Here is a 20,844-nt window from a genome sequence, read left to right on the forward strand (position 1 = left end):
CAGCGACAGCGCCGCGCGCATGTAGGTGGTCGGAACCCGCCGCATGACGGCGACGACGGAGAGGACCATCATGGGCAGCAGAACCTGAACCATCGCCAGGTACAGCGAAAAGCGGGTGTAGATGAGGTCGAGGGGTTCGCTGACGATACCCAATCCGAGCAGTGTGGAATTCACGGGACCGTTCTTCTGCAGCACGATGATCCAGATGACGGTGCGCACCAGCAGCGATGTCCAGAGCGGAAACAGGATCAGCGCGAACATCAGCTTCGACCAGGCAGGCGGCGCGCTGACGATCGCCTGCGCCAGCGGCACGGCGAGCACCGCGCAGATGACCGTCACCACCATGCTGATCCAGATCGTACGCAGCAGCGCGTCGACGAAGATGGCGCGGTCGGCCGAAACGGCTTCGATCGAATTNATGCTGATCCAGATCGTACGCAGCAGCGCGTCGACGAAGATGGCGCGGTCGGCCGAAACGGCTTCGATCGAATTGTCCGCGCCGCGCTTCAGGTCGAGGCTCGCAAGCAGATAATAGTCCGTTCGCGCGCTTTGCTGACGCGCTATGACCTGCCAGAGATCGATGTTTTTCCAGCCGACCTGTTTGGCGAGCACCTCGTCGCGCACGGGGCGCATGCCGAGCTTGCCGTCGGCCGCATCCTTTGCCGTCTTGATGACGAGGAAACGGCTACCGACAACGCGCTGGTTCACGAGTTGCGCCAGGACGCCTTCCTTCCCGGCGCGCCGCGCGTCGGCCAGGTCCTCGACNCTCGGGCTGCCCATAGATGAACGCGCCGCGCTTCAGGTCGAGGCTCGCAAGCAGATAATAGTCCGTTCGCGCGCTTTGCTGACGCGCTATGACCTGCCAGAGATCGATGTTTTTCCAGCCGGCCTGTTTGGCGACCACCTCGTCGCGCACGGGGCGCATGCCGAGCTTGCCGTCGGCCGCGTCCTTTGCCGTCTTGATGACGAGGAAACGACTACCGACGACGCGCTGGTTCACGAGTTGCGCCAGGACGCCTTCCTTCCCGGCGCGCCGCGCGTCGGCCAGGTCCTCGACGAGTGCTGCAAAGACGGGTTCGCCAGGCAGGCCGCTCTCTGCTTTCCAGCCGGCCAGAGCGGCAATGGTGCGCGGCAGGTTGTTCGAGAAATCCGAGTTGTCGACGGCCAGAGCGAGGAAGCGCGCCACCGGCCACAGAAACAGAATGACGACGAATAATATAAGCGGAGCCGTCAACAGGGCGAGCATGCCGCCCCGTTGGCGTAGCTTCATAGCCGGTTTTGTCCCGACCAACATGCCCAAGTTACTTCGCGAGCCAGGCCTTGAAGCGTTCTTCCAACGCTTCCTTGTGCTCGGTCCAGAAGTCGTTGTCATAGGCGGCGCCGTACTGGAGGTGCTCCGGCGACGTCGGCNCTCGACGAGTGCTGCAAAGACGGGTTCGCCAGGCAGGCCGCTCTCTGCTTTCCAGCCGGCCAGAGCGGCAATTGTGCGCGGCAGGTTGTTCGAGAAATCCGAGTTGTCGACGGCCAGAGCCAGGAAGCGCGCCACCGGCCACAGAAACAGAATGACGACGAATAATATAAGCGGAGCCGTCAACAGGGCGAGCATGCCGCCCCGTTGGCGTCGCTTCATAGCCGGTTTTGTCCCGACCAACATGCCCAAGTTACTTCGCGAGCCAGGCCTTGAAGCGTTCTTCCAGCGCTTCCTTGTGCTCGGTCCAGAAGTCGTTGTCATAGGCGGCGCCGTACTGGAGGTGCTCCGGCGACGTCGGCAGGTTGGCCTTCCAGTCCGCGGGAATGAGGTCGGCGGCTTCCTTGCGGCCGGTGCCATAGGCATAGAGCTTGGAGAAGCCGGCCTGNAGTCCGCGGGAATGAGGTCGGCGGCTTCCTTGCGGCCGGTGCCATAGGCATAGAGCTTGGAGAAGCCGGCCTGATTTTCAGGGATGGAGAACCACTTGAGGAGATCCAGCCCGCCTTGCTGGTGCGGTGCGCCCTTCACCACGGCCCAGTAGTCGGTGCCGTAGAAGAAGCCGGCGTCCCATGCGATGGCGTAAGGCTTCTTCTCGTTGATGGCTTCGTTGGTGATGCGTGCATTGAACGCGTCGCTGAGCGTCACTTCGCCGCTGTCNAGGTTCTGGATGCCCTGCGTCGTGGTGGACCACCAGACGACGTTCGGCTTGATCTTGTCGAGCATGGCGAAAGCCCGGTCGACGCCTTCCGGCGTGGCCAGCACCTTGTACATGTCCTCGCGTTTCACGCCGTCGGCCATCAGCGCATTTTCCAGTGTGAACTGCGCTTGCTGGTAGAGGCCGCGCTTTCCTGGAAATTTCTCGACGTTCCAGAAGTCCGCCCAACTCTTTGGCGCGGCGTCGCCCTTATAGACATCCGTGTTGTAGGCAAGAACCGTTGCCCATGTGTCGGACGCGACACCGCATTCATGCAGGGTGCCTGGGAGATAATTCGCCGCGTCGCCGGTGATCTCGGGCGTCAGCGGGACGAACAGGCCTTCGGCGCAGCCGACTTCCATGGCGGGCGCTTCCACCGAGACGACGTCGTAGGTAATGTTGCCCGCCTGCACCTGGGCACGCACCTTGGCGACCTCGCCGCCCCACTCTTCCATAATGATCGGGACGCCCGTCTTTTCGGTATACTTGTCCCAGACTCCATCCTTGTAGGCCTTGTCCCATGTACCACCCCAGCCGACCACCGTGACGGGATCGGCCGCGGACGCGGCAAAAGTCGAGGTCGCGAGGCAGATCGCGGCGGCAGATACGGCTTGCAGATAAGTCCTCATNGATTTGATCAAATTTCAAACGCAAAATGGATTGATTAGCAACAGGAATTTGCGATAGGGTGCAAAAAAGTTAAAAAGACAAGGAGATTTGATCGAATGCTGCTAGGCACTAGAGACGTGCGCGCCAATGTCAGTCTCGCTGCTGTTCTTGACGAGGCGCGACAGCGTTTCGCTGACACCAACCCGAACAGCCTGGCGCGTCAGAACGAGGCCGCGGCATCGTTGCCGGGCGGCAATACGAGGGCTGTACTTNGATTTGATCAAATTTCAAACGCAAAATGGATTGATTAGCAACAGGAATTTGCGATAGGGTGCAAAAAAGTTAAAAAGATAAGGGGATTTGATCGAATGCTGCAAGGCACTAGAGACGTGCGCGCCAATGTCAGTCTCGCTGCTGTTCTGGACGAGGCGCGACAGTGTTTCGCTGACGCCAACCCGAACAGCCTGGCGCGTCAGAACGAGGCCGCGGCATCGTTGCCGGGCGGCAATACGAGGGCTGTACTTTGGTACCCGCCATTCCCTGTTTCGTTCGTCTCCGGCGAGGGCTGCAGGGTCACCGATCTCGACGGCCACACCTATGTCGATCTGGTCTCGGAATACAGCGCCGGCTTCTACGGCCATTCCGACAAGGCGATTTCGGCGGCCCTTGTGGACGTCATACAGGGCGGCATCATGCTGGGTGCACCCAACCGCTACNTCCGACAAGGCGATTTCGGCGGCCCTTGTGGACGTCATACAGGGCGGCATCATGCTGGGTGCACCCAACCGCTACGAGGCGCGCCTGGCAGCGGCGGTGGTCGAACGTTTTCCAGCCATCGAGCGCGTGCGCTTCTGCAACTCGGGCACCGAGGCGAACATCATGGCGATTTCCGCCGCTCGCGCCATCACGAAGCGTTCGAAAATACTCGCCTTCCGGGAAGGCTATCACGGCGGCGTACTGACTTTTGCGCATGGCGGCTCACCGCTCAATTTGCCTTTCCCCTTTGTCTTCGCCGACTACAACGATAGTGCAGGCGCCGTGGCGCTCATCAAGGAACAGGGCGACGAGCTTGCCGCCGTCATCGTCGAGCCGATGATGGGCGGCGGCGGCTGCATCCCGGCGACCCGCGAGTTCCTGCAGGCGCTGCGCACAGCGACGAAGGAGACCGGCGCGCTGCTGATCTTCGACGAGGTCATGACCTCGCGCCTCGACTATCGAGCGCTCCATGGCGCGCATGAAATTTTTCCCGATTTCGTGACGCTCGGAAAGTACATCGGCGGCGGTGCGAGTTTTGGCGCATTCGGTGGACGCGCCGACCTCGTCGACCGCTTCGATCCGGCTTTGCCTGGTGCGTTCTCGCATGGTGGGACGTTCAACAACAATATTCTCAGCATGGCTGCTGGTTTCACCGGTCTGACGCAGGTGCTGACACAAGAGGCGAGCCGCGCCATCAATGCGCGCGGCGATCGCTTGCGTGAAGCGATGAACGTCTCCCTTGAACGACATGGCATCGAGGGGATCGTCATAGGGCGCGGGTCGTTGATGAACCTGCATTTCGTCAGGGGGCCGGTGGACACGCCGGCGCGGCTCGACGATGCCGATCCATCGGTGATTGCGCTGTGGCATATCGAGATGCTGTTGCGAGGGTACTACGTGACGCCGCGCGGCATGCTGGCGTTGTCACTGCCATTTGGCGACGCCGAACTCGACGGCTTCGCCGCCGCATTCGACGATTTCCTGTCGAGCAACCTCAAAATACTGCCCCGCCGGACAAACTGATGCTCGATCGCAAGGATGCCACCGCTGGCTCGGCCGCGCAAAAGACAGCTCATGTTCGTGTCCATACGGGCTTGAAGGAAGCACTGATGAACGGTGACTTCCTGCCCGGCCAAAGACTGGTCGTGCGACAGCTTGCCGAACAGTACCGGACCAGCGCCATGCCGGTGCGCGAGGCCTTGCGGCAACTCGTCAGCGACGAGGCGATGTTCGACCACCCAAACCGGGGCGTCATCGTCCCCGAGGCCACGGTGGCGCGTCTTTCGGATCTCGTGCGTGTGCGCTGCAGCGTAGAAGGGACGGCGGCCGAATGGGCTGCGACGACCATCACGCCCGAAGAACTCGATGAATTGGCGAAGCTGAACAGGCTGATGCGCGAGTGCGTCGAGAGCAACGTCATGGCTAACTATCTCGGCCTGAACAGGCGCTTCCATTTCACGATGTACCATGCCGCGCGGTCACCTCTCATCCAGCAGATCATCGAGAAATTGTGGCTGCAGGCAGGACCGTTCTTGAACATCGTCCGCTCGGACGTGACCTACGGCCTGGGCCTGGACCATCACGACGAAATGCTCGCGGCGCTGCGTCGCGCCGATGGCGCGGCTGCGCGCAAGGCCCTGGTGGCCGATCTGCGCGAGGCCGCCGACATCATTCTTCGCGCCGCGGCGGCGGCTGAGGTGCAGCCTGCTCGAAAGCGCCCGACTTCGGTGCGCCGTGATCCGAAGGCGCAGGCGCGGTGATGGGCGGATCTCCGCGTGGGCCGGTTCACGTCGAGTTTCGCGGCGTCAGCAAGCGCTACGGACATGCGGTCCAAGCGGTGCGCCAGCTCGACCTGGAAATCATGCGCGGCGAATTCCTGACGCTGCTAGGCCCTTCCGGGTCCGGCAAGACGACGGCGTTGATGATGCTGGCAGGATTCGAAGATACGACCGAGGGCGAAATTCTCATTGACGGTCAGCGCATCGACAACGTTCCCGCCAATCGTCGCGGCATCGGCATGGTGTTCCAGAACTACGCGCTTTTCCCGCACATGACGGTCGCCNAGGCCCTGGTGGCCGATCTGCGCGAGGCCGCCGACATCATTCTTCGCGCCGCGGCGGCGGCTGAGGCGCAGCCTGCTCGCAAGCGCCCGGCCTCGGTACGCCGTGATCCGAAGGCGCAGCCGCGGTGATGGGCGGATCTCCGCGTGGGCCGGTTCACGTCGAGTTTCGCGGCGTCAGCAAGCGCTACGGGCATGCGGTCCAGGCGGTGCGCCAGCTCGACCTGGAAATCATGCGCGGCGAATTCCTGACGCTGCTAGGCCCTTCCGGGTCCGGCAAGACGACGGCGTTGATGATGCTGGCAGGATTCGAAGATACGACTGAGGGCGAAATTCTCATTGACGGTCAGCGCATCGATAACGTTCCCGCCAATCGTCGCGGCATCGGCATGGTGTTCCAGAACTACGCGCTTTTCCCGCACATGACGGTCGCCGAAAATCTGGCTTTCCCGCTCGAGGTCCGCAAACTTGGCCGCGAGGAGGTCAGGCGACGTGTCGGGAACGTTCTCGACATGGTCCAGTTGCCCGAATTCGGCAATAGGCGGCCAGCGCAGCTTTCGGGCGGGCAGCAACAACGTGTGGCGGTTGCCCGCGCCCTAATTTTCGAACCAAATCTTGTCTTGATGGACGAACCGCTTGGCGCCCTCGACAAGCAGCTGCGCGAGCAGATGCAGTTCGAGATCAAGGATATTCACGCCCGGCTGGGCGTGACCTTCGTCTACGTCACGCACGACCAGACCGAAGCGCTAACCATGTCGGACCGGATCGCGGTGTTCAGCGCCGGCCGCATCGAGCAACTGTCGACGCCGCGCGAACTGTACGAGCGTCCCGCGGCGAGCTTTGTCGCAAGCTTCATCGGTGAGAACAACCGCATGTTCGGCGCCGTGCTGGCCGGGAGCGAGGATGGCGGCGTATCCGTCCGTCTCGACGACGGCGGCGTTGTGTTGAACGCCATGTCCTGCGGCGCTGCGCTTGCCGCGGGCACCAAGATAACGCTGTCGATAAGGCCCGAGCGCCTGTCCGTTCTGCAGGACGGCGTCACGGCACTCAACGAGATTCCGGCGACGGTCGTTCAGTCAATCTATGTCGGCGATCATGTCCGGCTCATCGCCGCGACCGCGAGCGGCCAGAAACTCATCGTCAAGCTAGCCACTTCATCGTCTCAACCGAAGCTCGATCCGGGTACGGCGATCCGGCTGGGTTGTGGCCGCGAGGATTGCCTCGCGCTCGATCGATAACAACAAAAGGCAGACAAGGGAGGCTCCAGCTATGAAGAAATCGCCGAAAGTCGTCATCACCTGTGCGGTCACCGGATCGATCCACACGCCGACCATGAGTCCCTATTTGCCGATAACGCCGAGCGAGATCGTCGATGCCGCTGTCGGCGCAGCCGAAGCTGGCGCCTCGGTAATCCATCTACATGCCCGCGACCCCGAGACGGGCAAACCCACCCCCGATCCCAGGCTTTTCATGGACTTCCTGCCCCGCATCAAGCAGCAAACCAACGCAGTGATGAACATCTCCACCGGCGGCGGCCTCAAGATGACGCTCGACGAACGTCTCGAAGCCGCCCATGCCGCCAAGCCCGAACTCTGCTCGCTCAACATGGGATCGATGAATTTCGCCCTGCACCACATCGCGCCGAAATACACCGACTGGAAGTACGACTGGGAGAAGGGCTACCTGGAAGACACGAAGAAGGGCATCGTCTCCAACACGTTCGAGCAGATCGAGCGCATCATCCTCGAGGTTGGCCAGGCCTACGGCACCAAGTTCGAGTTCGAGTGCTATGACGTCAGTCACCTCTACACGCTGGCGCACTTTCTCGACCGCAAGCTGCTGAAGCCACCGCTTTTCGTCCAGACGATCTTCGGACTTCTAGGTGGAATCGGCTCTGACCCCGAAGACATGATGCATATGCGCAGGACGGCGGAGCGACTGTTCGGAGACGACTATCTCTGGTCGATCCTTGCCGCCGGCAAGCATCAGATGAACCTTTGCACGATGGGAGCGATCATGGGCGGCAATGTGCGGGTTGGGCTGGAAGACAGTCTCTATGTCGGCAAGGGNGCGCTTGCCAAGAGCAATGCCGAGCAGGTCGCCAAGATCAAGCGAATCCTTGGCGAACTCTCGCTTGAAATAGCGACGCCCGAAGAGGCGCGGCAGCTGCTGGATCTCAAGGGTGGCAACGAGGTCGGGTTTTGACCGCGCCCGGCATTGAAACCTANCAAGGGCAGCGCCCTGGTCTATCAAGCGAATCCTTGGCGAACTCTCGCTTGAAATAGCGACGCCCGAAGAGGCGCGGCAGCTGCTGGATCTCAAGGGTGGCAACGAGGTCGGGTTTTGACCGCGCCCGGCATTGAAACCTATGTCGGCGTCGTGCACCCTTGGATGTGCGACGCGATGGGCCATCTCAACGTTCGTCACTACGTCGCCATGTTCGATGATGCCAGCTTTCAACTGCTGGGCAGGATTGCCGCTCCCAATCTAACGCCGACTCTCGGCTGGGCGGACGTCAGGATGGAGATCGACTATGCGCACGAAACCGCGGTTGGAACCTTGGTCACCATTCGCTCGGTTGTCGAAAAGGTTGGGAAGTCGTCTCTGACCTATCTGCATGAAATGCGCGGCACGCTGGACGATGTGCTGCATGCACGCATGCGCACCGTAACGGTGCGCTTCGATCTTCAAGCGCGGAGCAAGATCGAGATCGAAGGCAAGGCCCGACAAGCGAGCGCAAATCTCCCGAGGGGTGAAGCCGATGCGCATGCGTGGTCAGAGCGCAGATCATGAACCTGTTTCTGAAGCTGCGCGATGATTTCGGAATGTCATGTCTTCTCATTGCGCACGATCTGGCCATCGTTCGCCAGGCCGCACAGCGCGTCTACGTGATGTATCTCGGCCGCGTCATGGAAGAAGGTGAGAGCGGCGCGCTCTATAGCCAGCCCGCACATCCGTATACACAGGCGCTGCTCAGCGCGGTCCCGTCGACAAATCCAGTTGAGGAGCGCGAACGTCAGCGGATCATTCTAAAGGGAGATGTGCCAAGCCCTGTGAATCCGCCGACCGGATGCCGTTTTCGTACGCGCTGCCCTGCCGTGCAAAGTGTTTGTGAGACATCGCCTCCGGTCAACAGCTTGTCGGAATCGAATCTCGCAAGTTGTCATTTCGCTGGTCGGATCAAAGCGGGTATCCTGCAGGAATACGACGTGAGACAAGTCGGATAAACCGGCGTGGGAGACGGAGAGGCCCAGGTTCTCCAATATTGATGCGTACTCGCGGCGCCGAATACGGCTTGGGGATCTCCATGCCAGTAGCCGGAGACCGGATTCCTCTGGTCGGCACAGTCGCAACGTTGCGTCGGCGCGATCGGTGCTTCAGTCGGCATTCAGCGGTACATGCATCGGCTACTTGGGTTTCCTCAAGCTTTTCATCCCCGAAAGAATTGCCTCCCAGGTGCGGCTCGATATCCGAAGCTTGACGATTCTATCCCACATTCGCCTCACGTCCGCACCCTCAACGCCTGCTCCAGCCTGTCGGCAATCTGTGTGACGATATAGGCAATCACCATGTAGATCACGACGGCAATCACGAAGGCTTCGAGGTAGTAGTAGTTCAGGGCGGCGGTCAGCTGGGACTGGGCGAAGATATCGACGACCTCGATGGCGAATCCGAGAGAAAGCGCCTTCATGATGACCATCATCGAAGTCGTCAGGTCGGGAATTGCCGTGAGGGCCACCTGGGGAAACAGGATACGTCGAAACAGTTGGCCGCCCGTATAGCCGAGCGAATGGGCCGCGTCCGACTGACCGGTGTCGAATGCATTCAGGGCTCCCTTGATAATCTCGGATTGGAACGCGGCGACACAGCCGGTAATCGCAACGACAAGAATGACCCAATTGGGGGTTTCGTGAGCGTTGAAGTTGATCCCGAGCAACGAGAACAGGAACTGGAATGCGGGCGGCAGACCGAAATAGGCGAGGAAAATCACGATGACCATTGGAACGCCCTTGAAGACGATCTTGTAAGTCATGATGAGCTCTCGCAGAACCGGCACCCGTCTGTATTCGATCAGCGCGAATATGCTGCCGACTATCGTCGACAGGACGAAAATCAAGAGTGCCATTCCAACGGTCACGGGTACGGCACTCAGAATTTCCTGCGTGTCCTGGAGCAAAATATCGGTATCAAACATGGTTGAATACCCTTACGTCAGACGCTCGCGAGGAGCTCGTTCTTGATCTGAGTTGTTGTCGTTGCCTCTGGCGCTTGCATCGGTGATCGAAGCTCGAAGAAGCGCACGATGAGCCATGCGACCAGGCACATCAGCGAATAGATGACCGCCAGGACGAGGTAGGTTTCGAACTGGAACTGGTTGTAGTCGCGCTCCATGATCAAATGCGCAGTCGCCATGACGTCGGCGGCGCCGATGTACATGACCAGCGCAACGTTATGGATCAGGTAGATGACGGAGTTCCCGTAGCCCGGTAGTGCGAAGTGCACCCCTTGCGGGCCGACGACGCGAGTAATTTTCTGCCGGAACGTATATCCAAGGCTATCGGCCGCATCGTGCTGGCCGCGATCGACGGCAAGATATGCAGGCCGCATGACTTCCGACAGATATCCTCCATGGTAGAGGCTCAACCCCACCATGGCAGCCATCGTCGGCGAAATAAAATCTTTGGCGCCGAACAGGATCACCAACAGCGGAAGCCCATAAAACGCGACGAACAGCTGCAGGACGACAGGAACGCTCCGGGCATAGGACACGTAGAGGTCCACCAGGTGACTGATCAGTGGCACCCTGCGAACACGGAGTGTTGTCGCGATGAGAGCCAGACAGAACCCGGAAATGAGGGCCGTAAACGTGATGGCGAGCGTCAGCGGCAGTGCCGTTAGCAACTCGGGAATCATAGCAGATACATCCACTTTGAAACGCTCCTTCTTGCAATTCAGCCTTGCCGCTGACTAGCGAATATGGCCCTCAACGGCCGTGCTATTTCATGTACTGGACGATGCCCTCGCCGAACCACTTCTGCGAGAGCTTCTCGATCGTGCCGTCGTCTTTCAATTCCTTGAGAACCTTGTTCACATCGTCAGCCAGAACCTTGTTCTCGTCTGATCTGTGGATCAGCATGTAGGTGTTGTTGCTGAACACTGGTTCGGACGCCACGATATCGAGTTTCTTTTGCTCGATGACGGTCTGCTCACCGAGATTGGACGGCAAGACGAGAGCGTCGAACTTGCCGTTCTGAACTTCGTCCAGCCGGTTCGGGTAGGGAATGCCTGCACTCGATGCCGTGACATCGAGCTTGTATTGCGGGTTTTCTTTCTGCCAGTTCATGATGAACTTGTAGGTTCCACCGCCGGCCGTGGTCGGAACGATCCTCTTGCCGACCAGGTCTTTCATTTCCTTGATGCCGCTGTCTTTCTTGCTGTAGATCTTCATCAGGCTGGCGCCCATGGGATTTTCCGGAATGAAGAACTGCTTGGAGCGCTCGGGCGACTTGTAGTAGCCACCCACCGCGATGTCGTACTTGCCCGTGGCGAGGCCAGTTTCCTGCGCGATGTCAGAGACACCTTCCATCTCGAACTTGTATTGCGGCAGCTTTGCGTTGATCGCCCTCAGGAGATCGGGCTCATAGCCTTGCGGCTCGACGCCGATCGCGCCCCATGCCAGCGGCTTGGATTCGGCAGACGTCGCGATCTTGATTGTCCGAACGGTCTGACCATAACTGACTCCTGCGGTTGCAAGGGCTATTGCGATGCCGCCGACGACAGCCAGGGCATGACGACGGGAAAAGCGGGATGTGATTACAGACATTTCTTAGGTTCCCTTGTTGTTGGATTATTGAAAAGCGAGTTCTGACTGCAGGAATTGAGCAAGTCGTGGGCTGGAAGGCGCGTCGAAGATATCAGCCGGGCTGCCATCGGCGGCGACCACGCCACGGTCCATGAAGACGATCCGGTTGGAGATGTTCCTTGCGAATTGCATCTCGTGGGTCACAAGCAGCGAAGTGATCCCTGACGAGGTGACGTCCTTGATCACCTTCAGGACTTCACCGACGAGTTCTGGATCCAGCGATGACGTAGGCTCATCGAAGAGTATCACGTCGGGACGAACTGCCAGGGCGCGCGCAATGCCGGTGCGCTGGAGCTGGCCGCCCGACAGTTGGGAGGGATAGCTGTCTCGCTTCGGGGTGAGGCCGACCCGCTCGAGCTCCCGCAAGGCGATCTCCCGCGCCTCGTCCGCGGACTTGCGCTGCACGACGACCAGTGGATCCATCACGTTCTGCAGGACCGTCATGTTCTTGAAGACGTTGAATTGTTGAAAGACCATCGCCGTTCGCAACCGGATCGCCTGGACAGCGACCTTGTCGGCACGCTGGTAATCCATCCGGATCTGATCGAACGCGATGGTTCCTGACGACGGCTTGGCCAGGTAGTTGATGCATTTCAGCAACGTGGTCTTGCCGGTGCCGCTGGGGCCGATGATCGAAACCACGTCACCCCGCTTTACCGAGAGATTGACGCCGTTCAGAACCTGCGTGCTTCCGTAAGACAGCTTTACATCTTTGAGTTCAAGCATTGCTGGTTGTCCCTTCGGAAAGTGTGAGACGGACTGCTTCGACCGCATGCGACATCATCACCCGCTCTCCGCATGGCCGAGAACGTGCATCAGCCGGTTTGCCCAGCCGAAGATCGATATGGCGTGGATCAGGTCGATAATCTCGCGGTCGTCCATGCCGACTGATCGAAGCGCGGCGATATCGTCTGCCGTCGCTTCCGACGGGGCCGCCGACAGGCGGCGGGCAAAACTGTAGATTGCCGCATCGCGTGGGCCGAGCGCTTCAGGTTTATCGAGATAGAGCGCGGTGACCACTTCGTCGTTCTTGGTCAGCTCTGCATGCCTGCGGGCGTGAACAACGGCGCAGAATTTGCAGCCATTGACGATGGACGCACCTAATGCACCAAGCTCGCGGTCAGGGCGGGCAAGCCCGCCTTCGACATACATGATGGCGTTGAACAAGATGGTGCGGGCAAGGTAGCTCTCAGGGTCATGCGCAAGGGTGCGCACATATTCCGAAACTTTCTTGGCTGATGGCGTGACCTTCATCGCTTCAAGCTGTTCCGGCGTGGCCTCGGATAGCTCGACCGGCGCTATGTACGGATGCCAATTCAATGGCTTCAGGCGCACCGCGGAAATCATGCCGTCCTCAACAATCGCAGGCCGGTTGCCACCCGCGTCTGGAAATTGACGAAGGCGATGAGCTCGGAAAGGGCGACGATCTGAGGATTGTTCAATCCAGCTTGGGCGAGCAGGGCGATGTGGCCCGCTTCCGCCTTTTTCGGTGTCAGCGTAATCAGGTCCACATGACGTGCGATGGTCGCCAATGGCTCTTCCAAATCCGTTTCCCCCTGGGCTAAGGCCAGAAGCTGCTCAGTCGGATCGAGCTGAGCCAGCTGCACATCAAATTCGGCCATCAGGACCGGATCGGCATTCAGAGCGGCCATGCGACGGGCCAGAGCAACCCGCAAATTAGGCGCAAGCCCTTGGTCGTTTGCTGGCTGCAGGACGGAGAGGCGACATTCCTCGGCCCCCAGCACGAATTCAGGCCGAAACCGACGCGCGCTGAAAAGCGCATCGTGCGGTGATAGACCGGCGGCCTTGTCCATTGCGTCGATCACAGCGCGGCCTCCTTCTCCAACAAGGGTGTTGAATCGACCCATTCGTCGCCCAGAAGTTCGGGCGTGTCGTAAGCGATCAGGTTGGCGAAGTGGGTTTCGACATCTTCGGCAAACAGCGATGCGGCAATGCCGCGGACCAAACGGTCGGCACCCGCGCTGACGGCTGGGATATCACCGGAGACCTTGCCGTGCGTCAGCATGGCGGCGTCGTTGAAGCAGTGGATATGCGACAGCATCGGGCAGGAGCCGGGGACGCGCTCACGAAACTCGAAGGCGGGACCTAGGTCCGGTGCATCGGACATGCCTGCACGCGCCGGCCCCATGTCCGGTGTATATCGGCCATCCGACCAGGTGCGGATATGTGGCGCGATGGCTGCAAATTCCGGGCGGCCGTTGAAGTCGTTTGAAAAGCCGGTTGCCGCGATCAGGAAGTCGTAGCGCATCAGCCCCTGGGTGGTTTCGATAAGCAGGCCTCCCGCATCTTCCGTGACCGCGACGATGCCGCAGTCGAGAAAGAACCGGGCATTGGGGTGGCGAGAAACGCGAAGCGTCGATGAACGCGGCGGCGGCGTCTGGGTTGAGGCGGTGTAGTCGAAGAACTTCCACTTCCAGGCATCGGGCAATTGATGCATGCCGAGTACAACACCCGGACTGCCGATTCCGGTCAGCTTGTTGATGCGCGGCATTTCCTTGCGCCGGATCAACATGTCCACAGATCCGGCGCCCGCCTCGAGTGCGGTTGCGGCATTGTCCATGGACGAGGCACCGGCGCCGATGACCGCCACACGCTTACCTTGCAGCGCGTCGAAATCGATCTCGTCCGCAGAATGGGCCCAATAAGCGCGATCGATGCCCCTGAGGAAATCGGGCACGGCAAAACCGCCCAGACCAGAGCGGCCGGTGGCCAGAACGAGATGACGGGTGAGAACCCGGCCGGATTCCGCGCCTTCGATATCGATCGCAATCAGATCACCAACCGGTGCGACGCCGGTCATGCGCACGCCGTTGCGCACAGGCAGAGCAAGAACCTTGCGGTACCAGACCAGGTAATCCATCCACTGGCCCTTGGGGATTTTGTCCAGCGACCGCCAGGCGTCGACGCCCCATTGCGCCGTGAACCAGGCGCGGAACGTCAATTGCGGCAAGCCGAGCGACGGACCGTGCAGGGTCTTCGGCGACCGGAGTGTTTGCATGCGGGCAAACGTTATCCACGGTCCTTCGAGCCCAGCCGGCGCCGCATCATAGGCGACGACATTGGTGATCCCTGCCAGCACCAGCTTTGCCGTGGCAGCAAGTCCGCACATGCCAGCGCCAATGACCACGACATCACGGACCGGGGCGCCCTCATGCATGCGTGTGGGGACCCAGGGCTTGGCGGGCAGCTCGACAAAGTCGAGATCCTGCGCAAGCTGGGCTTCCAACGCGGCAAGGCCCGTCGATGCTGCCGGGGTGGGAGTATGCTTCATATTCCAGTTCCGTTATTTGTGCCCGACGCGGGATCGTTCACCAATTGGCTGGCCAAAGCTGGATCGAGCTTCTTGAAACCGACGATCGACCGTTCAGCCACCGCTTCGACCGCATCCATCAGCGCCTGCGCGACTGGGCGAAGGGGACGTTTTGAGGCAGCCACAACGCCCCAATAAAAGAGAACGGTTACATCGATCGGGCGAATGACGACCCCAGGCAGGGCGACGCCATAGGCCGTGAGGGGATCGATGACGGCCGCGACACCAGTATGGCGCACGATCTGCAACGCGCCGTAGGCAGTATTGGTCCGGATCACCGGGCCGGTGTCGATGCCCCGGGCAGCGAGTGCCTTGGCGACATGCAACTGAAACCGCAGCGGATTGAGCAACGTAGCCACGCGACGACCCGCAAAAGCCGAAAGCGGTATGACATCAAGTTCAGCCAGCGCATCGTCCTCCCGCACGGCAGCAACATCAGGCGCCGAATAGAGCCGTAGGACATCCAGACCGGGCGTATCGAGCGGCAGGCTTGAAAACCCGATCTCGGCACGTCCGCTGCGCACTTCCTGGGCGACGATCGAGGGAAGAAACTGCCCGAGATGCGTCTCGTGCGGAAGCTCGACACCCTTGAGCTCGGCCAGGGCCGCCGGGATCAAGCCGGTGCCGATCGCGGAGGTTGTGACAATCTGCAGGATCCGCCCACGGCCGGCGGCGATCATCTTGGCCCGCGCTGCAAGTTCGGTGAAAGACATCAACAATCGCCGCGCTTCCTCCTCGAATGCGACACCCTCTTCAGACAGCTGCACCCGTCGACCGATCCGATGCAGCAATTCGAAGCCAAGTTCGGCCTCGAGCTCCTGAATGGTGCGTGTCACCGAAGGTTGGGAACGCCCGAGCATGTCAGCCGCCTTGGTGATGCTGCCGCTGGCAGCAACCGCAAGGAAGGTCTGAAGGTCCCGGGTTTCCATGTTCTCCCTACATGCGTAATTCGTATGATTGACATCGTCTCATTCATTTTTGATATATGTCAAGCGGAAACTAATAGTCGTTGCGGCGTTTGCCGGCTCAGAGCCGGAGTCCTGATCGAAACGGCTGATGGCAACCGACGTGACTTCAATTCGGATCCTCCCGATGAAAAAACTTGTAGGCGGGGACGGCAAGGATTCTCGAACCATAAAGCCGGCGACAGGAGGAATGTTATGCGCGTGAGTATTCTGGGCGCTGGAGCAATTGCCTATGGCCTTGCGGCCTATTTGGCACAATCGGGACATACGCCAACACTTTGGTCACCGTCGGGAGACCGCACCAGAACGTTGGCGACTGGCGAATTATTGAAGGCGACGGGGGATATCGAGGCGACGGTGCCGGTGCGTATTGCCAATGATTGTAAAGATGCCATCGATCACGCGGATGTGGTGGTGATCGCGCTTCCCGCTTACGGCCACAAGATGGTGATGGATGCCGCGGTCCCTCACCTGGCAGATGGTATTCCTGTCATCGTCAGTTCGCACAGTTCGTTCGGCGCGCTGTATCTCTCCAAGCGGTTAGCCGAGCGCAAGGTCAGGTTGCCGATCGTCGTTTGGGGCACAACGCTCTTGACCGGCCGCCAGCTCGGACCAACAGAAGTCCAGGTCACTTCCATTCGCCAGAAGCTTGATGTTGCGACGCTGCCTTTCGATGCGCTCGATCAAGGGTACAAGCTTTGCACGGCCTTGTTCGGCGATCGTTTCGTCAAGCGCGATGGTCTGCTGGCAATTGCGCTCAGCAACCTCAATCCGCAGAACCATCTGGGAATTGCCCTTCTCAATCTCACACGAATGGAGAGGGCCGAGCGATGGAGCCAGGGGGGAAATGTCACTCCTGCCGTTGGTCGCTTCATCGAGGCTCTGGATGCCGAACGATTGGCCATAGCTGGCAATTTCGGTATCGCGGTTCGTACCGTCCAGGAACATTTTTCATTGTCGTTCCACGTCCCCATGAGCACCGTTTCGGAAATGAACCTGGAGATGGATCGCCAAGGTCGTGGCGGCTTTGGCCCGACGACTATCGAGAGCCGCTATATTCTCGAGGACGTTCCGTTCGGCCTGTTACCAACCGCAGTCCTGGGGAAGATCAGCGGAAATCCGGCGGTTCTCCATGAATCCGGAATTTCCATATTGTCGGCGGCTTATGGCCGGGATCTCAAGGGAGATAATGATATTCTTCCTGGGCTCGGCATCGAGAACATGACAAAGACGGATCTTGAAGCCCTTTGCCGCAAGGGGTTTTGAGCGCGCTCGCGGCCAATGCGGCGTGATTACGCTTTGAGGAAGCTAGCGCGACGCTCCTGTTACATCATTGCGAGCTGATTCTAACCAACGACATCCGAAGGGGACCAACACAGGTTGGATATTATCAAACTGTGTTGGTCCGAGTTGGCTATTTCACCTGCTTGATCTCCCCCGGCGCCAAACGGCGCCGGATAAGACGTGCCGTATCGATCACATCATGCGTTTGATGTCGGTGTACGCGCCATTCGTCTTCAGCGTCACGGTGACGTCGGCACCGGTGCGGTTGCGCCAGAACCAACCGTGATTGCCGTCAAAGGCTGCCTCAAGTACGCCCTCGTCCTCTGCAGCACCGCGTCCCTTCTCGTATGAGATGTTTTCGCCGCCGCCGTCACCATGGGTGTCGAAGTTCACCGCCGCGCCATTGGCTGTCCAAGAGTAGTTTGCCTTTGCGCCCTTGGCCATGACGAGCTTGATCTCAGCTCCTTCGCCGGGCTTGAGGGTGACCGACATTTCGTCCGTCCGCAGTTCCTGGGCAGAGGCGGAACCAATCACCAGTTCAGCGAAGACGCGCTCCAGAAGACTCGACTGCTGATCTTGGCCTGGCACTGCGGTCGGCGTGCCGTTTTGCAATTCGCGAAGGCGGTCTTGCTCGGCCTCTTCGGCGAGTTGTGTCTTGATCTCGCCCATCTCGGTGAGCTCGAGCGCTCGCCCAACGCCGGTGGGATCGATGGCGTATTCGGCCGGCAGCACGATGGTCACAAGGATGGCCGCTGCCGCGACAATGGCGATGAGGGTAGATCGGAGGAGCTGCATGGATGTCGGCAGTTCAGCGCGGGTCGGGATGTCTGTGTTGTACATGGGAGAATTCCTTTTTTGATCTTTACTGGAGGTTCAGGAGACGACCCAGCCGGTGAGTTGATAGCCGATCAGCACAAACCCGGCGGTCATCATGATGGTGTTGGCGGTGTATGCGTGGCGCCAGAAACTGTCGGTCCGGCGCCAGTAGCCCATGACGATAAGGATAGCAGCGAGCGCCAGAAGCTGACCGACCTCAACGCCGACGTTGAAGGCAAGTAGGTTGGGCACGAGCCCGTCGGGCGAGATGTTGTATTCGATGATCTTCGTCGACAGGCCGAAGCCGTGGAAAAAGCCGAAGATCAGCGTCGCGATCTTGGTGTTCGGCTGGAAGCCGAGCCACCTCTGGAAGGCACCCATATTGTCGAGCGCCTTGTAGACGACCGACAGGCCGATGATCGCGTCGATGATGTAGCTGTTGATGCCAACGTTGAAATAGACGCCAAGCAGCATGGTCGTGGAATGGCCGAGCGCGAACAGGCTCACATAGATGCCAATGTGCTTCATCCGGTAGAGGAAGAAGATCACGCCGAACAGGAACAGGACGTGGTCGTATCCCGTCACCATGTGCTTGGCGCCGAGATAGATGAAGGGCAGCAGATTGATGCCCGTGATCTCCTGGATATAGCCCTTGTCGCCTTCGGCAACGGCATGGGCGAGGGCAGTCCACCCAAGCAATGGGAGGGTCAGGAGAGCAATGAGCACAGGAAGGGCAAACCGCCAGCGCGCGCAAGGCGTGCGTGGCGGACCCTTGTAGAAGGATCCTTGCATGAGAATTCCAATCGTCGTCGTTGAGGATGGCCGCGCGTGCGGCCGCGATCATGCGATGACGATCTGCCTGGGAGGGCGCTCAAGCCGGAAACGGATTTCTAGGTCGGCAAACGAAGGCGGGTAAACCAGCCAGCTCCGGCCTATCGGCGGTGCTGGCTGCGCGAAGCCCGGAAGCGTGCTCGCCGTTTCATGGGTGTGGTCGGCCGGATTGTGGCCGTGGGTATGACCAAAGCTCTGCTCATCGGCTTCGCCATCGTCATGGCTGTGGCCGTGTTTTCCGATCTGTGCTGTCAGCTCTGCGTGACGCGCTGCCTCGGCGGCAGCGAGCGCAATCGGGCTATGCGAGGCCGAACTACCCACTGGGGAGAGCAGCACGCCGAGAGTCATCGCGAACGCGACGATGAGACGAAAGGCTGTGCTAGGGATCCAATTCGGCATGCTTAACGATTATTCTCTAAAATCCTAACGAATGGTGGCATGCACCAGAATCGAGGCCACTTTGAGGCTTGGAATATCCTCTCGGGGGGGATAGCATCAAGGGCATGAATGAGCGTCCCCACGTCCACGAAACCCATCCTGCCATCATCAAGCGGCTGAAGCGCGCCGACGGCCATCTGCGCGGGATCGTCGAGATGATCGAGGCCGGGCGACCGTGCCTCGACATCGCCCAGCAACTTCATGCCGTGGAGAAGGCCATCGCCCAGGCCAAGAAGACGCTGATCCAGGACCACCTCAACCACTGCCTTGAAGACGTCGTCGGACCGCTGGCGCTCGAGCAGCGCCGCTCGATCGACGAGTTCAAGGATATCACCAAGTACCTGTGAGAAGCGCCATGATGGACAAAGTTCGCGATTGGTTCGGGTTCGGCCCGATGACGCAAGGCATGGGCGGCCACGGACATGATCACGGCGAGGGCGGCCATGGCCACACGCATGGCGTCATCGACCCGACGATCGCCACGACGACGCGCGGCATCTGGGCGATTAAATGGTCATTCGTCGTTCTGGCCATCACGGCGGCGCTGCAGTTGGTGGTTGTGTTCCTCTCCGGCAGCGTGGCGCTGCTGGCCGACACGATCCACAATGTCGGCGACGCGGTCACCGCCATCCCATTGTGGGTCGCCTTCATGCTGGCCCGTCGCAAACCGAGCAAGACGTTCACCTACGGGCTGGGTCGCGTCGAAGATCTGGCCGGCATTCTGATTGTCCTCATCATCTTGTTCAGCGCCATCGTTGCCGGCTACGAGGCGATCGACCGGTTGATCAATCCGCAGCCGATCGCATTTCTTGGCTGGGTCGCCATAGCCGGCATTATAGGTTTCTTAGGCAACGAGGCCGTTGCAGTGTTCCGTATCCGGGTCGGCCGCGAGATCAACAGCGCGGCGCTGATCGCCGACGGCTACCATGCGCGCACCGACGGCTTTACCAGTCTGGCGGTTGTGCTGGGTGCTATCGGCGTATGGCTGGGGTTTCCGCTGGCCGATCCGATCATCGGGCTCTTGATCACGGTGGCCATCTTCGCGATCGTCTGGCAGTCTTCGAAGGCAGTCCTCACGCGCATGCTCGACGGTGTCGAGCTCGGCATCGTCGATGAAATCCATCATGCCGCCGAGCATGTGTCCGGTATCGAACGTGTCCAAAGCGTGCAGGCGCGCTGGATCGGCCATCGCCTGCATGCCGACGTCGCCATCAGTGTCGCCGACGCGGCGACGGCCAAGGACGTGATGGGCGTCACCGAAGCCCTCAAGGAGGAACTGTTCGCCCACTTGCCGGCGTTGGCTGAAGCGAATGTTCGTCTGGAGAGTTCGGCCGGGTCTGCCGCGACGGGCACGGAACCCTCTCACTCACATGGTCATCATGCGCCGGAGCCCTTCAAGGTCGACTGCGATCTGGCTGCCGGGACATTGGAAATCGTCGACACGCCGGCTGGCGAGCGGATGCGGCTGACCATCGACCGGCATGCCGACGATCTGATGGCAACGGTGATCATCGATAGGCCTGGCGGGCCGGAGACGCTTCGCCTCGAACCCATCGCCGACAACCATCATCGCCTTGAGAGCACCGTGGCTCCTGCTGAGCCGCATGAGTTCCAGGCGAGGCTGGTCTTGGCCGCGAAGGGTCGCGAGCAGGTGCTGCCGTTCAAAATGGTCGAGCCGGAAGGCCACCATCACTGAGATCAGGCCCGCCATTCAATCGCCACGGATCAAC

23 protein-coding genes and 1 pseudogene are annotated in these 20,844 nt (G+C 60.1%); 11 read left to right on the forward strand and 13 right to left on the reverse strand.

Annotated features, from left to right (window positions below; translation table 11 throughout):
- Positions 1–685: 685 nt before the first annotated feature.
- Together X726_RS1000000168060 and X726_RS1000000171090 are read right to left on the reverse strand one after the other, a co-directional pair.
- On the reverse strand, positions 686–2,791 hold the full coding sequence (locus tag X726_RS1000000168060) for an ABC transporter substrate-binding protein (RefSeq protein ID WP_156940641.1): 2,106 nt from the start codon (positions 2,789–2,791) through the stop codon (positions 686–688).
- 267 nt (positions 2,792–3,058) lie between these two features.
- Positions 3,059–3,412: a hypothetical protein gene (locus X726_RS1000000171090; protein WP_198037309.1), complete on the reverse strand. Its 354-nt coding sequence runs from the start codon at positions 3,410–3,412 to the stop codon at positions 3,059–3,061.
- Positions 3,413–3,515: 103 nt separating this feature from the next.
- Here X726_RS1000000171090 and X726_RS01000000166900 point away from each other — a divergent pair, with 103 nt between their 5' ends.
- From X726_RS01000000166900 to X726_RS155170, 8 genes and pseudogenes are all read left to right on the forward strand, one after another.
- On the forward strand, positions 3,516–4,550 hold the full coding sequence (locus X726_RS01000000166900; protein WP_198037311.1) for an aminotransferase class III-fold pyridoxal phosphate-dependent enzyme: 1,035 nt from the start codon (positions 3,516–3,518) through the stop codon (positions 4,548–4,550).
- Positions 4,550–5,287 carry a GntR family transcriptional regulator gene (locus tag X726_RS0135110; protein WP_023669859.1) on the forward strand — a complete coding sequence of 246 codons (738 nt, stop codon included), beginning with the start codon at positions 4,550–4,552 and terminating at the stop codon, positions 5,285–5,287. The genes X726_RS01000000166900 and X726_RS0135110 overlap by 1 nt, the downstream gene beginning before the upstream one ends.
- The gene (locus tag X726_RS155185; RefSeq protein WP_023669860.1) at positions 5,287–5,718 is read left to right on the forward strand and encodes an ATP-binding cassette domain-containing protein; all 432 of its coding nucleotides are present in this window, start codon (positions 5,287–5,289) and stop codon (positions 5,716–5,718) included. Before X726_RS0135110 ends, X726_RS155185 begins: the two co-directional genes overlap by 1 nt.
- On the forward strand, positions 5,718–6,824 hold the full coding sequence (locus tag X726_RS18245; protein WP_033001833.1) for an ABC transporter ATP-binding protein: 1,107 nt from the start codon (positions 5,718–5,720) through the stop codon (positions 6,822–6,824). The genes X726_RS155185 and X726_RS18245 overlap by 1 nt, the downstream gene beginning before the upstream one ends.
- 31 nt (positions 6,825–6,855) lie before the next feature.
- On the forward strand, positions 6,856–7,791 hold the full coding sequence (locus tag X726_RS155180; protein WP_023669862.1) for a 3-keto-5-aminohexanoate cleavage protein: 936 nt from the start codon (positions 6,856–6,858) through the stop codon (positions 7,789–7,791).
- A gap of 43 nt (positions 7,792–7,834) precedes the next feature.
- Positions 7,835–7,933: pseudogene (locus X726_RS1000000171660) on the forward strand (3-keto-5-aminohexanoate cleavage protein); the annotation flags it as partial.
- Entirely contained in the window at positions 7,930–8,379 is a 450-nt protein-coding gene (locus X726_RS155175; RefSeq protein ID WP_023669863.1) for an acyl-CoA thioesterase, read from the forward strand. The pseudogene X726_RS1000000171660 and the gene X726_RS155175, both read left to right, overlap by 4 nt.
- On the forward strand, positions 8,376–8,813 hold the full coding sequence (locus X726_RS155170; protein WP_050592897.1) for an ABC transporter ATP-binding protein: 438 nt from the start codon (positions 8,376–8,378) through the stop codon (positions 8,811–8,813). The genes X726_RS155175 and X726_RS155170 overlap by 4 nt, the downstream gene beginning before the upstream one ends.
- A gap of 275 nt (positions 8,814–9,088) precedes the next feature.
- Here X726_RS155170 and X726_RS155165 read toward each other — a convergent pair whose 3' ends face one another.
- From X726_RS155165 to X726_RS155130, 8 genes are all read right to left on the reverse strand, one after another.
- Positions 9,089–9,781, reverse strand: a complete 693-nt coding sequence (locus X726_RS155165; RefSeq protein ID WP_023669865.1) for an ABC transporter permease subunit — start codon at positions 9,779–9,781, stop codon at positions 9,089–9,091.
- Positions 9,782–9,798: 17 nt separating this feature from the next.
- Positions 9,799–10,515, reverse strand: coding sequence for an amino acid ABC transporter permease (locus tag X726_RS155160; RefSeq protein WP_023669866.1), 717 nt, complete (start codon positions 10,513–10,515; stop codon positions 9,799–9,801).
- 67 nt (positions 10,516–10,582) lie between these two features.
- On the reverse strand, positions 10,583–11,410 hold the full coding sequence (locus X726_RS155155; RefSeq protein ID WP_023669867.1) for a transporter substrate-binding domain-containing protein: 828 nt from the start codon (positions 11,408–11,410) through the stop codon (positions 10,583–10,585).
- A gap of 24 nt (positions 11,411–11,434) precedes the next feature.
- Positions 11,435–12,175 carry an amino acid ABC transporter ATP-binding protein gene (locus tag X726_RS155150; protein ID WP_023669868.1) on the reverse strand — a complete coding sequence of 247 codons (741 nt, stop codon included), beginning with the start codon at positions 12,173–12,175 and terminating at the stop codon, positions 11,435–11,437.
- A 57-nt stretch (positions 12,176–12,232) separates the two neighbouring features.
- Positions 12,233–12,796: a peroxidase-related enzyme gene (locus X726_RS155145; protein WP_023669869.1), complete on the reverse strand. Its 564-nt coding sequence runs from the start codon at positions 12,794–12,796 to the stop codon at positions 12,233–12,235.
- On the reverse strand, positions 12,793–13,275 hold the full coding sequence (locus tag X726_RS155140) for a hypothetical protein (protein ID WP_023669870.1): 483 nt from the start codon (positions 13,273–13,275) through the stop codon (positions 12,793–12,795). The genes X726_RS155145 and X726_RS155140 overlap by 4 nt, the downstream gene beginning before the upstream one ends.
- On the reverse strand, positions 13,272–14,741 hold the full coding sequence (locus X726_RS155135) for an NAD(P)/FAD-dependent oxidoreductase (protein ID WP_023669871.1): 1,470 nt from the start codon (positions 14,739–14,741) through the stop codon (positions 13,272–13,274). Before X726_RS155135 ends, X726_RS155140 begins: the two co-directional genes overlap by 4 nt.
- Positions 14,738–15,709, reverse strand: coding sequence for a LysR family transcriptional regulator (locus X726_RS155130; protein WP_023669872.1), 972 nt, complete (start codon positions 15,707–15,709; stop codon positions 14,738–14,740). The genes X726_RS155135 and X726_RS155130 overlap by 4 nt, the downstream gene beginning before the upstream one ends.
- A gap of 231 nt (positions 15,710–15,940) precedes the next feature.
- On the opposite strand from X726_RS155130, the gene X726_RS0135120 reads away from it, so the two are divergent.
- The gene (locus tag X726_RS0135120; RefSeq protein ID WP_031197587.1) at positions 15,941–17,011 is read left to right on the forward strand and encodes an NAD/NADP octopine/nopaline dehydrogenase family protein; all 1,071 of its coding nucleotides are present in this window, start codon (positions 15,941–15,943) and stop codon (positions 17,009–17,011) included.
- 210 nt (positions 17,012–17,221) lie between these two features.
- Here X726_RS0135120 and X726_RS155125 read toward each other — a convergent pair whose 3' ends face one another.
- From X726_RS155125 to X726_RS1000000168065, 3 genes are read right to left on the reverse strand one after another with little or no spacing between them, the layout of a single operon-like run.
- Positions 17,222–17,869, reverse strand: a complete 648-nt coding sequence (locus tag X726_RS155125) for a hypothetical protein (RefSeq protein WP_023669873.1) — start codon at positions 17,867–17,869, stop codon at positions 17,222–17,224.
- A 33-nt stretch (positions 17,870–17,902) separates the two neighbouring features.
- Complete coding sequence (locus tag X726_RS155120; protein WP_023713974.1) at positions 17,903–18,637, reverse strand: HupE/UreJ family protein; 735 nt, start codon at positions 18,635–18,637, stop codon at positions 17,903–17,905.
- Between the two features lie 48 nt (positions 18,638–18,685).
- On the reverse strand, positions 18,686–19,075 hold the full coding sequence (locus tag X726_RS1000000168065; RefSeq protein ID WP_023696825.1) for a hypothetical protein: 390 nt from the start codon (positions 19,073–19,075) through the stop codon (positions 18,686–18,688).
- Between the two features lie 104 nt (positions 19,076–19,179).
- Here X726_RS1000000168065 and X726_RS155115 point away from each other — a divergent pair, with 104 nt between their 5' ends.
- Positions 19,180–19,461: a metal-sensing transcriptional repressor gene (locus tag X726_RS155115; RefSeq protein ID WP_023669876.1), complete on the forward strand. Its 282-nt coding sequence runs from the start codon at positions 19,180–19,182 to the stop codon at positions 19,459–19,461.
- Positions 19,462–19,469: 8 nt separating this feature from the next.
- Positions 19,470–20,810: a cation diffusion facilitator family transporter gene (locus X726_RS155110; RefSeq protein WP_023669877.1), complete on the forward strand. Its 1,341-nt coding sequence runs from the start codon at positions 19,470–19,472 to the stop codon at positions 20,808–20,810.
- Positions 20,811–20,844: the final 34 nt, after the last annotated feature.

Source organism: Mesorhizobium sp. LSJC285A00, from assembly GCF_000503155.1.
Classification (GTDB): domain Bacteria; phylum Pseudomonadota; class Alphaproteobacteria; order Rhizobiales; family Rhizobiaceae; genus Mesorhizobium.